The organism is Novosphingobium flavum (assembly GCF_014230315.1).
Lineage (GTDB): Bacteria > Pseudomonadota > Alphaproteobacteria > Sphingomonadales > Sphingomonadaceae > Novosphingobium > Novosphingobium flavum.
Map to the genome: position 1 here is coordinate 346647 of NZ_JACLAW010000001.1, position 13318 is coordinate 359964.

The window sequence follows — 13318 nt, forward strand, 5'->3', positions numbered from 1 at the left end:
CGACCTCATGGATCGGCGTGCTTGATAGCGTATTTGTACGCGTGTACAAATTATTCCTGCAAGGGCGGTGACGAGGGTGCAATGGCAGGGTACGGGAGGGACATGAGCAGTTCGGACATGAGCACCCGCACGCGCATTCTGCGTGCCGCCGAGACGTTGTTCGCCCAGGCGAGCTACGCGCGCGTTTCCATGCGGGCGATTGCGTCTGCATCCGGGGTGCACCTGGGAGCCTTGCCCTACCACTTCGGGACCAAGGAGGCGCTCTATCGCGCGATCTGGGAGGAATGGCAGGGCGAACTCGATGCACGCGCCTTGCTGAAAGAAGCCAGGCTGCAGCCGAAAGCTTCGCGCGAAGAGGAACTGACAAGCCTTGTCGAGGCCTTCTTTGCCGGCCCGCGGAACCTGCTGCGGGACCCGCGCGGGCGCTATTTCGTGTCGATCATGGTCCGCGAGGCGCAAGACCCGACCAGCGGCGAACGCACCCTGCTCGCTGACTTCATCTATCCGAACGGGAACCTGATCCGACAGGCCTTGGCAGATCTGTTTCACGACTTGCCGGCGGACGCGCTCGATGCCTCATTCGACATGATGATTGCGGCACTGCGCATCGTGATCGAGCGGGGCTCGAAATCAGGCACGCTCCCCGCCCCTGAACAGACTGAACCCCTGTTCGACCTTCTGACGGACTTTGTGGTTCAGGGCTGGATGGCCGTATGCAGGCGTTGCGAGAGCGAAGATTGCCAGCAATCGGCTGGATGAACGGGCGGCGGCTAATAGGGCAGAGATGCGGTGGGCCGGAAGGCGGCTCTGTTGAGGTCACCCGACTTTACCGTAGGATGGTGAGCCCCTTCAACAGCGGCGACGCCTCAGCTTTAACCAATCCAACCTGTCAGGAAAATTTGCTCTGACATGATGCTACGTGCGTTTCGCAAGCCGTTCATTTTCGAGGGCTACTGAGGCTGCCCGCGCCAAGGCTTCGAGAAGGGCGATTTCATGATCGCTCGGCTCCCCCGCTTCGGACCAATACGCGCCAATTGCCGCGATCGGCTTGGTTTGCCCGATGGGCACCATCAACATCGAACGCACAAAGGTCGTCCGATAGGCGTCGACGGGAACACGCGGATCGTCGAAGACATCGCCGATTACGGCCGTCTCCCGATGCTTCATGGCCCATCCGGACACACAAGATGACGCCGGGAAAAATTGTCCTTCCCACAAGGGCTCCATCGAATCTTCCGCGACATAATGACATCGATCCCCGTCAGGCAGGACGATCGCTATGCCGTCAGCGCCCACCACCCGTCGTGCGAATGCACGCAACACGGTGACAACCGCATCGAGAGACCGAGCACCAGCCAACGCCTCTATAGCTTCGGCGGCGGCGCTCCATCTTGCTGCAAGCGCTTTATCTTTGGCTCTGCCCCCTTCGAATGTGTCATCCATCGACCAGCTTTCCGTCTATGTCATTCACATCTATCATCAAAAGTGACGCAAAAGAAGATTTCAGCTCTGCCATCTGTGTCGAGAATGGCCGGTTTGTTGAGGGAGGCTGCCGGGCCGGCTTCCCAGCCTGCAGCTTTGGTTACTACCGGTCCGCAAGGATCGTTTCGGCTGCGAGGCGCCCGGTTTGCGCTGCGCCGTTCATGTACCCCGGCCAGGCGTCGGACGTGTGCTCGCCAGCAAATATGATCGGTCCAGATCGTGCCGTCCGCGTGACCTTCCGCCCAGCTTCGAGCCATGTAAGACTGCCGAACCGCGTGAACTGACCCTTGGAAAAATTGATGTAGGCGCCCTGGGTAAATGGCTCGCGGCTCCACGAGGACAAGTGAGCCTGGTCGGAAGCGACACCAGTCAGATCTCCGAGAGCGCTACCTACAGTCGTTTCGAGCTTCGTGCGGACACCAGCTTCGGAATAGAGCTTGGTCTGATCCCCCCCGAAGAACCACGTGAGGATGCCCGCGTGGCTGTCTTGCCCTGCCGAACAGTCCCATACTTCGGCAAAGAGCGCCTCGCGGGTTGCATCCCATGTGCTTCCCGCCTCGCCCATGGGCTGCTTCCATACCCTGCGGTCGTAGCGGGCGTTGAGCTTCTCGTTTCTGCCCAGCCGCAGTTCGCGTGCAGCAGCCTGCCAGGGCGCCGAGAACAGGCCGCCATGGTCAATCTGTCCGAGCAGGGCAGGGGGAAGGGTAAGGACCACGCGGTCGGCGGCAACGGTGGTGCCGTCGGCAAAGCGCAGTTCCGTCTGCGATCCTGTTGGGGTCAGGGCGACCAACTGGCGACCCGTGTCGATCCGCGAGGCGTGCGCTTGCGCCATGGCATCGACGAGCCGCCCCGAACCTCCTTCCAGGACGAACCGCTCGTCGCTGTTGCCCAAGGTTTCAAACGCCCGGCCGTTCACCGTCGGCAGGTTGAAGATCAGTTCGACCGCACTGGCTTCACGAGGCTCTACCCCGAATTCCGTTCGGATGCCCTGCTCCAGGAGGACGCGGACAGCATCCGATGCGAGCAAGGCCCGGTGCCGGGCGAGGTATTCTGCCACCGACATACGGTCGAGCCGTGCCACGGCGGCCCGCCCCCCTCGGTCGAGCAATTCGCTGTCTCTGGCAATCTGTGACGCGATCGGGGCGAGCTCGCGAGCGAGCTGTGCCGTTGATACGCGTTGACCGCCCCTGATCACCAGTTCGCGGCCACCTCGGGCCTTCCTGTCGATGAGCCTGATGCCGAATTGATGCGACAGGCGGATGATGTCCGCGTGGTCAGAATTGACAAGCTGCCCGCCCATCTCCTCCCAGGTTCCCGGCGCCCGCTCGTCCCGAAGTGTGAGAACCCGTCCGCCAAGCCGTGAACGCGCTTCATAGAGGCGGGCATCGATGCCGCGCTCCGACAAAACTTTGAGTGCGTTGAGGCCTGCGAGACCCCCGCCGACGATGGCGACGCTGCGTACCGGTGGGCTGGCCAAGGCGGGAGCCGCCATAGTTGCTGCCCCCGTACCCAACATCCCCAGGACATGGCGGCGGGCCAGCCCGGTCGAGGAAAGATGCTCAGGATCCGGCAGACCTGCTGCACGCCGCTCAACGCGGCGGGCAAGCTGCAATGCATCCCTGAGAATGGTTCCCCGCATTATATCGCTCCCGGTCCCTCGTTCGCCCCGCCAACATCATGGAACCGGATTGCGCAAGACCGCTCCACCTGGGGTGACGAGCTTCCCACAGGACTCGCGCCATATGGCGGCGGCGGGTGATGTCAAAGCAACTGCACCGCATGGTGGTGTCGCGGTGTATGCGGTAGGGCGAGGCGCATGCCTCGACGCCTCGGTTAACAACCTTTTTGCTCAGGAACGCCACCTCGTCAGCAGAGAAGTCTACAAGCAGAGACGCTCGGCGGCTCTCGCCGAATGGCAATCGCTCATGAGCTGAGCGGCTGCGCGGAGAAAGGGTGATCTGACCAACGGAGAGCGGTTCGCATCGGACTGACACCTCCGCCGAAAGTACGCCTTATTCCGCCGATGAATCGGATCTGGGGGAGGCGGAGTGGAGAATCACTCCGCTACTCCCGGCACAATCTGGCCAGCGGCGAGCGGATTGCATCAGGCAGACAAACAGGAGTCAAAGGCAGGCGGCAAGGGTCCTGCATCAGACTCCGAACTTGTCCCGCAGCGCAAGCAGGGCGAGCGCAGCCTTGGCCGCTTCGCCGCCCTTGTCCTTTTGCGCCGGATCGGCGCGGACGATCGCCTGAGCCTCGTTTTCCACGGTCAGGATCCCGTTGCCGATGGCCATTCCGTCCATCGTCAGGGCCATGATCCCGCGAGCGCTTTCGCCGGCTACGATCTCGAAGTGATAGGTCTCGCCGCGAATGACCACGCCGATGGCGACGTACCCTTCATAAGCGCCGCCCTGATCTGCGAGCGAAATCGCTCCCGGAATCTCCAGCGCGCCCGGCACGGTGATCACGTCCACCCTGTGGCCCGCAGCCTTGAGTGCGGCGCGAGCGCCTTCGACCAGCATGTCATTCAGGTGATCGTAGAAGCGAGCCTCGACGATAAGAAAATTTGCCACGTAAGTGCCCTTCCGAGAATTCGTTCAGTCGATCCGGCGTTCGCCGACGATGCTGAGCCCATAGCCTTCAAGCGCTACAAGCGAGTGATGCGTGTTGGTCAACAGAACCATGTCGTGAATGCCAAGTTCGGCCAGGACCTGCGCCCCCACCCCATAATCACGCAATTCCTCGACAGGGGTTTCCTCACCGGCGAGTGCACGCGCCTTCATCTCGATCGACCGCGAGACATAACCCCGCATCGGCCGGTTGATCGCCACGATGATGCCCGAACCTTCCTCCGCGATGATCTCCATCGAGCGGGCAAGCAGGTTCTCGCGGTCGCCCACTTCACCGAACGTGTCGTGGAACACCGAGAGGGTGTGCATCCGTACCAGCGTCGGCTTGTCGGGCTCAACCCGCCCCTTCATCAAGGCCACGGTCTCGTCACCGGTCGCCTTGTTGAAGAAGGTGATCGCACGCCACTGGCCGCCGAAGTGGCTGGTGAAGTCGATCTCCGCCCGCCGCTCGACCATGCGGTCGTGATTCCGCCGATAAGCGATCAGATCGCGAATGGTGCCGATCTTGAGGTCGTGCATCCGCGCGAAAGTGACCAGATCGTCCAATCGCGCCATCTCGCCATCGTCCCGCATGACCTCGCAGATCACCGCGGACGGATTTAGGCCGGCGAGGCGGGAGATATCGACACCCGCCTCGGTATGGCCGGTGCGAACCAGCACGCCGCCATCGCGCGCCTGAAGAGGGAAGACATGCCCGGGCGACGTAATGTCGGCCTTGCCCTTGGTTCCGTCGATGGCGACGGACACGGTGCGGGCGCGATCGGCTGCGGAAATGCCAGTAGTGATCCCTTCGCGCGCCTCAATCGAGACTGTGAAGGCCGTTCCGAGTGGAGTTCCGTTTTCCTGCACCATCGGGGGCAGTTCGAGCTGCTCGCAGCGCTCACGCGTCAGGCACAGGCAGATCAACCCGCGACCGTGGGTTGCCATGAAGTTGACTGCGGCCGGCGTCGCCATCTGCGCGGGAATGATGAGGTCGCCCTCGTTCTCGCGATCCTCGTCATCGACCAGAATGAACATGCGGCCGTTGCGCGCCTCATCGATGATTTCCTCGATGGTGGCGAGGACCGGACGGTCATCGTTCGACATGAGGAACCGCTCAAGCTTGCTGAGGGTCTCGGCTGTCGGGTTCCAGTTGGAGTTGCCGCAATCCCTCAGCGTGTTGGCGTGCAATCCGGCAGCCCGCGCCAAGCCTGCCCGGGACATTTGCCGGCTGACAACGAGATGGGTGATTCGGTCGATGAGATCTTTTGCCATATGGGCATTTTTCACAGTGCGATGTGAATTGCAAGGAGTGAAAAAACAGCAATGCGTCCTGCCGCACATCGAGCGGTTGTTCGTCGGTGCCCAGCGTTTTCAGGTTCGCCTTCGCTCAGCAGGGAAGTGTCCGTGGAATGGGAATTCGTCTCCCCTGGGTACAGCTACCTCCGAAGCATGGAAATGCGAGGCCACGCGCGACTGCCCACGCGAGGTACTGTGACCGCTTCTCGGCGGCGTCGGGCAAGTGGAGGGCGTTTGCATGTTGAGCACCGCGCGGAGGATTTTGCCTGGTGCTCCGTCTTGGTAACAGGTGCGCGGACCGGATCGCACTCAAAAAAATGGGGGCGGCGCAGCGCGCCGCCCCCAGCGAGGAGGGGCCTTGCAGACCGTCAGAACTTCATGCGTGCTGCCAGATAGTACCGGCGGCCGATGATGTCCCAGATGGCATTTGGGCTACCGTTGGGAGTGCCGTTCCAAAGCGGCGGGGCATCCACGTTGAACAGGTTGTTCACGCCGAAGTTCAGTTCCAAATGCTCCGTCGGATTGAAGCGGATCTGCGCGTTGGTGTAGATTTTCGCGCCGATGGTGAAGTACTTGCGATCCGGTAGCGAGCCGTCCGCCAGCTTGAAGTTCACCTGATAATTTTCGTAGTCGAACATCTGCGACCCGACGTAGCGGTTCACAACGGTCAGGCCGTACCGGGGCGTGTCCCAGTTGAACCCTAAAGTCGCCGTGTCGCGCGGGGTGCCGATTTCACCCATCAGGTTGTCATAGGCATCGCCGTCAAGCGGGCGTTGACCCTGCTTGATCAGGTGAGTCCAGCTGCCGTTCCAGACCATCGTCCCGCCAAGCAAATGGTGCTGGTAGCTGAGCGTGAAGTCCAGGCCCCGAGTGAAGATGCCGCCACTGTTGATCAGGCCGCGAACGACCTGTTCGACCGAGCCGACGCTGAACGCGCCCGAAGGCTGCTGGCGGCGGGTGACGAACTGGCAGAATTCCTGCTGGCCGCCGGCATAGCACTTGTTGAGCACCGTGGCCGCGGCAAGGCGGTTGATGGCCCCTTCAAGCTTGATGTCGTAGTAATCGGCCGTGAAGGTCAGTCCGCGCAGGGCGTCGATCGAGCGAGGAGCAATGACCACGCCGAAGGTCAGGGTCTTGCCGGTTTCCTGCTTGATGTTGGGGTTGGCAGCGGTGATGCTGCCGACGCCGGCCGTATCGGATGAGGTCAGCGTCATCGAGCCGTTGGAGCTGATGTTTGCCAGAACCCCCGCGTCCTTGCGGCAATTGATCGCCACGGTGCTGGTCTGGGCAAGGGTAACGCCCTGGCACGGGTCGGTAATGGCAATGATGCCGGCTGCCGACGCCGCGTAGAGTTCCCCGATGTTGGGCGCCCGGACCGCATGGGCATAGACCGCGCGGAAGCGGATATCGTCGACCGGCGTCCATTCTCCGCCGACGTTCCACGCCCAGAAGCTGCCGACGGTCGAGTAGTCGGACAGGCGGGCTGCGCCGCGCAGCGTCAGGTTGCGGATGAACGGAGCATTGTGAATGACCGGTACCGAAACTTCTCCGTAAGCTTCCTTGACGTTGAAGCTGCCGCTGGTGTCAAGCAACTGGACGTAGCCGTTGCGCGCGGCGTTGGTCAGCGGATCGAAGTCATCCATGCTCGATTCAGAGCGCCATTCAGCCCCGACCGAAGCCTGAACCGGACCGGCGGGAAGGTTGAACACCGTGCCGCCGACGTTGGCCGATGCGCTTTGCAGCACCTGCTTCGAGTAGCGGCTCATCTCCGCGTAGAGCCAGGAGGCGGCTTCGCTCGACACCTTGGTGCTGCCGTCAGCGTTCAGGCCGAAAACGTTGATCGGCACACATCCTTGCGAACGGGCGTTGGCGTCAACGCAGACCGCTTCGGTGGTGTTGCCGTCGCGGTCATAGTCGAACACGTCGGGGATGGCCTGGACCGCCTGGGCAAGGCGATAGAGGTCAGCCAGGTTGGTCATGCCCTGGCGCTGCTTGGTAAAACCGTACTGGTAATAGAAGTCGGCCGTCCAGTCGCCGCCGAGCTTCAGCGTGCCGCCTGCGGCAGCGCGGAAGTTGTCACGCTCGGTCGGTGTGCTGCGGGTGCCGTCCCCGAACATGCTCGTCCGGATCAGGAAGCTCATGTCCTTGGAGCCGATGGTGTCATTGTTCGCCCGGTTGTCTGCGGCTGCCACCACGGAGGCCGGGACGAACGGGTTGGTCAGGATGCGGATGTCCGACGGATTGTTCGGATTGGCGACCTGGAACTGGATGGGGAAGAACCCATTCGTTCCGGTGAAGGCGCCAAGCGCACTGTCGGTCCGCATCGGCGAGGCTTCGCGCCGACCGACCGTCTTGTAGTTCGAGAAGGTGGTCTCCGCGAAGAGGTTGAGGTTCTCGGTCACGTCATAGTTGGCGCGCATGGCAACCGTGAACTGATCCGAAGGCGATGCCTGCTGGCCCAAGGCAGCGGCATTGTATCCGTACTTCGCCACCTTCGCGAGAGTGGTGGGGTCGTTGATGTTGCTGGCGGTGAGCGATGGGAATGTGTCGATCGTCCCGTCAGCAAGGATCAGCCGGCTGCCGGTGCCGCCGAAGTTGAACACGCCGCCCGGTCCCACGTTCGACGGGCCGTAGTAGCGGTTGAACAGGTTCTGCGCTGCCGTGAGGTTGGCGTCGTTGTTGCCGCCCGTGCGCAGCAGGTTGCCAAGGCTGCTCCAGCCCGATGCGGTCCGCTCGCGCTTGTAGTTGGGCACGTTACCTTCGTGGTTGTACCCGGCATAGAGCATCACGTTGCCGCGATTGTCGGCAAAGTTGCTGCCGAAGGTGACGTTGCCCGAATAGCGCTTGTCGTCGCCAAGCTCGGAAATGCCCGCCTGGGCATTGGCTTCAAGTCCCTGGAAGTTCTTCTTGTAAACGAAGTTCACCACGCCCGCGATCGCGTCCGAGCCGTAGACGGCAGAGGCACCGCCGGTCAGCACATCGACCCGTTCGACGAACTGCGTGGGGATCATCGCGAGGTCGACCTGCGCGGTGCCGGGCACGCCGGCAACCGTGCGGCGGCCGTCGATGAGCACCAGAGTACGGTCGGTGCCCAGGTTGCGGAGGTTGACGGTGGCAAGGCCCGGGTTCGTGTCCGCGGCGTTGCTGACGCGGGTCTGGCTGGGAATACCGACTGCCGGAACCAGCGCCAGGACGTCCTGCACGTTGGTTGCGCCGGTGTTCTCTATCGTCTCGGCCGTCACCGCCTGCAGCGGCGAGGGCGAGGTGAGGGACGGGCTCTTGATCCGGGTGCCGGTGACGACGATGGCCGCCTCGGTCGACGCGGAGGCGCCCTCCGGCGGCGCGGCAGCCGTCGTTCCCGGCGCGGTCTGGGCCATGGCTCCGGACGCAGTGATCAGCGTCACTGCGCTGACGCCTGTCAGGAGGACCCGGCGCAGCAATTGGGCGGTGTGTGGCCCCTCGCTAGACATTTTCATATCCACTCCCTTTTTGTTGGACGCATCTTCGACACGTCAGGCTTTTGGAGGCGGAGTCCCGTCTCCCTGTCACGTTTCCTTGCTGGTGGAGGCGGCGCGGACGGCGCTCGCCACTGCGTTGCTCCATTGGCGCAGGACGGTTTGGCGCCGGGCTTCCGGCATGGCCGGAGCGAAGCGCACATCCGGCATCACATGCTCCACCGCCGTGGCCGTTCCCATCGCTTCGCGCGCAAGTCGAGCGGCGCCGAGCGCGCTTGCTTCGGCCATGGCCGGGCGAGCCACATCCCGCCCGGCAAGATCGGCGAGAAGCTGCACCAGAAAGTCGTTGCGGGATGCGCCGCCATCAACGGAGATCTCGGCCAGTCGGGTGCCGAGGTCCGCGTCGAGGGCGTCGATAACGTCGCAGATCTGGAGCGCGATTGCTTCCAGCGTCGCACGCGCCACGTGAGCGGGAGTGGTGCCCAGCGATAGCCCGGTCAGGGAACCGCGCGCCTCGCTGCACCAGTGAGGCGCGCCAAGACCTGCCAGAGCGGGCACGAACACCACACCGCCGTTGTCGGGCACCGAGGCGGCGAGTTCGGACAGCGCCTGTTCGTTCGGCAGGCCCAGCAGCCCGGTTGCAAATGCGGCGGCGTGGCCGGAAACCGAGATATTGCCTTCCAGCGCATACTGCACACGGCCGCCGCGATTCCACGCAATGGTGGTCGACAGGCCATGCGACGAACGGACGGGAGAAGGGGTGGCAGTCATCAGAGAACTGCCCGTGCCGATGGTCACCTTGGTGGCGCCATCCATGCCTGCGCCTTGTGCGAACAGCGCGGCGTGACTGTCCCCGATCATGGCGCGAACAGGGATTCCGGAGGCGAGATCGGGTATCGCAACCTCGCCGAACCGGCTGTCGGACGGCATGATCTCAGGCAGCATGGCAAGCGGCACGTTGAACAGCCGCGCCAGTTCTTCATCCCACCCAAGGGTTTCGATGCTGAACAGCTGGGTGCGCGAGGCGTTGCTGTGATCGGTGGCGTGAACTGCACCGCCAGTCAGGTTCCAGAGCAGCCAGCTATCGACCGTCCCGCACTTTACTTCGCCGCGTTCGGCACGGAGCCGCGATCCGGGCACAGAGTCCAGCAGCCACGCGATCTTGCCGGCTGGAAACAGCGGGTCCAGCCCGAGGCCGCTGCGCCGGGCGATCTCCGGGCCATGCCCGGCCGCGTCAAGGGCGTCGCACCGATCGGCCGAGCGGCGGCACTGCCATACGATCGCCGGACCGAGCGGCTCGCCGGTCGTCGCGTCCCAAACCACCACGGTTTCGCGCTGGTTGGAAATCGCGAGCGCGGCAATCTGCGCTCCTTCGGCAGCAGAAGCGAGATCGACGACGAGGGACTGGACGACGTCCCTGATCTCCAATGCGGACTGTTCCACCCAGCCGGGCTGGGGATAGGCAATGCCCATCGGCTGCGATCGCGCAAGGCGCACCGAACCATCCGGCGCAACAAGCAGCGCCTTGGTGTTGGTTGTGCCCTGATCGATGGCAAGGATGAGCGGTTCGGACATGGCTATCGGCCGACCAGTTCGCGGGCCGCGGCAGCGATGCCGTTCGCGTTAAGTCCGAACCGGTCCATCAGCCACGCGGCAGAGCCAGTCGGCAGGAAACCGGGGAAGCCCAACATCCGCATGGGTACGGGGTGATGGCGAGCGCACAGTTCGGCCACCGCGCCTCCCAGCCCGCCCGAGGCAAGGCCTTCTTCGGCTGTGACGATCGCTCCAGTTGCAGCGCAGGCGGCAATCGCTTCGGCGTCGAGCGGAGAAACGGTGGCCATGTTGACCACACGCGCCGAGATGCCCTCGGCGGCAAGGTCTTGCGCGGCAGCAACCGCCTGATGCAGCAGGGTGCCATTGGCAATGATCGCAAGGTCGTTGCCGACGCGCAGCACCTCTGCCTTGCCGATGGCGAAGCTCGCGCCCTCGGCGCGGGCGATCTGTGGTACGGGCATCCGGCTGATGCGGATGAACACCGGCCCGTCCATCTCCGCCGCCGCCTTGATTGCCGCCGCCGTTTCCCAGGGATCGGATGGAACGATCACCGTCAGGTTATCGATCGCGCGCAGCCATGCCACGTCCTCGATGCTGTGGTGGGTTGCGCCAAGCTCGCCATATGCAACGCCCGACGAGATGCCGCAAAGCTTGACGTTGGAATTGCTGTATGCGCAATCGACCTTGATCTGTTCCATCGCGCGCGCGGTTAGGAAGCAGGATGCGCCGCTGACGAACGGGATCTTGCCGCCATTGGCAAGGCCGGCGCCGATACCGACCATGTTCTGTTCGGCGATGCCCACGTTCACCAGCCTGTGCGGGAAGCGATCACGAAACTTGCCCAGCTTGGACGATCCGACCGAATCATTCACCACCGCGACGATGCGATCGTCCGCAATCGCAAGCTCTTCCACCGCGCGCACATAGGCGTCCCGGCAGTCGAAGAGTCCGCTCGAAGGGGCGCTTGCGCTCATGCGTGGATTTCCGCTTCGAGTTCGGCAAGCGCCTGCTGGTACTGCTCGGGATTAGGCACGCCGTGGTGCCATCCGGCCTGGTTTTCCATGAAGCTGACGCCCTTGCCCTTGATGGTGTTGGCGATGATCACCCGCGGCTGATTACGCGGGGCGCAGGCATCGTCGAATGCCGCCAGCAAGGCTGCGTGATCGTGGCCATCAACCTCGACGACCTGCCAGCCGAAGCTGGCCCATTTGCCGCCCAGCGGCTCCAGGCTGTTCGTGTCTTCCGTCCGCGCGCCCTGCTGAAGCCGGTTGCGATCGACGATTACCGTGAGATTGCCGAGGCCGCGATGACCGGCGAACATCGCCGCTTCCCACATGCTGCCTTCCTGCAATTCGCCATCGCCGGTCAGCACGAAGACGCGGTAATCCGCATTGTCGATCTGGCCTGCGACGGCGATGCCTACTCCAACGGGCAAGCCATGACCGAGGGGGCCGGTATTGGTTTCCACGCCCGGCAGATAGGTCCGGTTCGGATGGCCGTTCAGTCGCGAGCCCGGCTGGAGATAGGTGTCAAGATCGGCCTCGGGGAAGAACCCCGCCCCGGCGAGCGCCGTGTAAAGGGCGCCGGTGCAGTGCCCCTTGCTAAGGATGAAACGGTCGCGGCTGGGGGCAAGCGGTGCGGTGGGGTCAAAGCGCAGAATATCAAAATAAAGCGCAGCAACGATGTCGGTGGCTGACAGGTCTCCACCCGGATGGCCTTGGCCCGCGGCCACGATCATGCCGAGCAAGCGGCGGCGCATCCAGTTGGCGCGCTCACCAACATGGCGCGCACGCTGGGCTTTGCCGCCGATGTCCAAGGCGGCGTCGCCTGTTGCGGGGTATTGTTGTGGAGTGCCCATTATCCTCTCTTTTCAGGCTCCGCCTACTCCTCTCTTACGGACTTCGCAAGTTTAAACTTTCTATTTTTTTCGTTTTGAGGGGTGAATGGGTTGCAATTGACAAAATGCGAAAACGATGCCTACCAAGGTGACAGGTGACTGGCCCGTGAAGCGGCCGGGATCAGAGGATGCGGAAACGAAAGGTCTTGCCAAGTGGCCGGCAGACGACATTACAGAGGCAATGAACCCCGTGGAGGCCGCAAGGCCTTCGCCAGCTGTCGAGCAATTTCGAATGAATCAGCAGCCGAAAGTCCGTCTCCTTGCCGAGGCGCGGCGCAACAAAATTCTGGAATGGTTGCAGGAGGAGGGCAGTGCCCGGGTGCGAACCCTGGCGGATGCCTTCGGCGTGTCCGAAGTGACCATGCGACAGGATCTGGAAAAGCTGGAAGCCGACGGGCACATAGCGCGCGAGCACGGCGGCGCCTTCCTGAAGTCTGTGCCGCAGCAGGTTCGGGCAATGGCCCTGCAGCACCTCGACAACATGGACGCCAAGCGTCGCATCGGGCGGGCTGCGGCGCAGTTGGTGGGCAATGGCGAGACGATCGTGCTCGATTCTGGTTCGACCACTACCGAGGTGGCGTCCAACCTGCGCACACTGCGCGACATGACGGTGATCACCAACGCGCTGAACATCGCCCTGATGCTAGGAGCGGAAGCGGGCTTCGAGGTGCATATGCCGGGCGGGCACTTCAAGGCGCCGACCCTTTCGCTGAGCGGCGAGCGCTCTGCCGACTATTTTCGCGGCCTCTTCGCACAGAAGCTCTTTCTGGCCACGGCCGCGCTCGATCTGGATGCGGGGCTTACCTATCCGGCCCTTTCGGACATTCCCGTCAAGCGAGCGATGATCGAGGCCGCCGAGCGGGTCTATCTCGTCGCGGATTCCAGCAAGATCGGCCAGCGGTCGTTCACGTCGCTGGGCGGGATCGATCTGATCCATGTCCTGATTACAGACGAGGGCATCCGGCCCGAGGATCGCGCGGCGCTCGAAGCAGCCGGCGTGGAAGTGATTATCGCCTGACGGT

11 protein-coding genes are annotated in these 13318 nt (G+C 63.2%); 3 read left to right on the plus strand and 8 right to left on the minus strand.

The features are described from left to right. Positions 1-102 precede the first annotated feature (102 nt). The gene (locus H7F51_RS01515) at positions 103-759 is read left to right on the plus strand and encodes a TetR/AcrR family transcriptional regulator (protein ID WP_185662431.1); all 657 of its coding nucleotides are present in this window, start codon (positions 103-105) and stop codon (positions 757-759) included. A gap of 156 nt (positions 760-915) precedes the next feature. Here H7F51_RS01515 and H7F51_RS01520 read toward each other — a convergent pair whose 3' ends face one another. Then, entirely contained in the window at positions 916-1443 is a 528-nt protein-coding gene (locus H7F51_RS01520) for a GAF domain-containing protein (protein ID WP_185662432.1), read from the minus strand. Between the two features lie 142 nt (positions 1444-1585). Beyond that, positions 1586-3121 (minus strand): flavin monoamine oxidase family protein, encoded by a 1536-nt coding sequence (locus H7F51_RS01525; protein WP_185662433.1) that lies wholly within the window; start codon positions 3119-3121, stop codon positions 1586-1588. A gap of 49 nt (positions 3122-3170) precedes the next feature. Here H7F51_RS01525 and H7F51_RS01530 point away from each other — a divergent pair, with 49 nt between their 5' ends. Beyond that, positions 3171-3416: a hypothetical protein gene (locus H7F51_RS01530; protein WP_185662434.1), complete on the plus strand. Its 246-nt coding sequence runs from the start codon at positions 3171-3173 to the stop codon at positions 3414-3416. Positions 3417-3632: 216 nt separating this feature from the next. Here H7F51_RS01530 and ribH read toward each other — a convergent pair whose 3' ends face one another. The 6 genes from ribH to H7F51_RS01560 all read right to left on the minus strand — a co-directional run bounded on the left by ribH (position 3633) and on the right by H7F51_RS01560 (position 12257). Further along, positions 3633-4055 carry a 6,7-dimethyl-8-ribityllumazine synthase gene (gene ribH / locus H7F51_RS01535; RefSeq protein ID WP_185662435.1) on the minus strand — a complete coding sequence of 141 codons (423 nt, stop codon included), beginning with the start codon at positions 4053-4055 and terminating at the stop codon, positions 3633-3635. A 24-nt stretch (positions 4056-4079) separates the two neighbouring features. After that, positions 4080-5366, minus strand: coding sequence for a 3,4-dihydroxy-2-butanone-4-phosphate synthase (gene ribB, locus H7F51_RS01540; protein WP_185662542.1), 1287 nt, complete (start codon positions 5364-5366; stop codon positions 4080-4082). A gap of 392 nt (positions 5367-5758) precedes the next feature. After that, positions 5759-8866, minus strand: coding sequence for a TonB-dependent receptor plug domain-containing protein (locus tag H7F51_RS01545; RefSeq protein WP_185662436.1), 3108 nt, complete (start codon positions 8864-8866; stop codon positions 5759-5761). Between the two features lie 69 nt (positions 8867-8935). Continuing rightward, on the minus strand, positions 8936-10420 hold the full coding sequence (locus H7F51_RS01550) for an FGGY family carbohydrate kinase (protein WP_185662437.1): 1485 nt from the start codon (positions 10418-10420) through the stop codon (positions 8936-8938). Positions 10421-10422: 2 nt separating this feature from the next. Then, positions 10423-11373 carry a transketolase family protein gene (locus H7F51_RS01555; protein ID WP_185662438.1) on the minus strand — a complete coding sequence of 317 codons (951 nt, stop codon included), beginning with the start codon at positions 11371-11373 and terminating at the stop codon, positions 10423-10425. Continuing rightward, positions 11370-12257, minus strand: a complete 888-nt coding sequence (locus H7F51_RS01560; protein WP_221773941.1) for a transketolase — start codon at positions 12255-12257, stop codon at positions 11370-11372. The genes H7F51_RS01555 and H7F51_RS01560 overlap by 4 nt, the downstream gene beginning before the upstream one ends. Positions 12258-12528: 271 nt before the next feature. On the opposite strand from H7F51_RS01560, the gene H7F51_RS01565 reads away from it, so the two are divergent. Beyond that, on the plus strand, positions 12529-13314 hold the full coding sequence (locus H7F51_RS01565) for a DeoR/GlpR family DNA-binding transcription regulator (protein ID WP_185662439.1): 786 nt from the start codon (positions 12529-12531) through the stop codon (positions 13312-13314). Positions 13315-13318 lie beyond the last annotated feature (4 nt).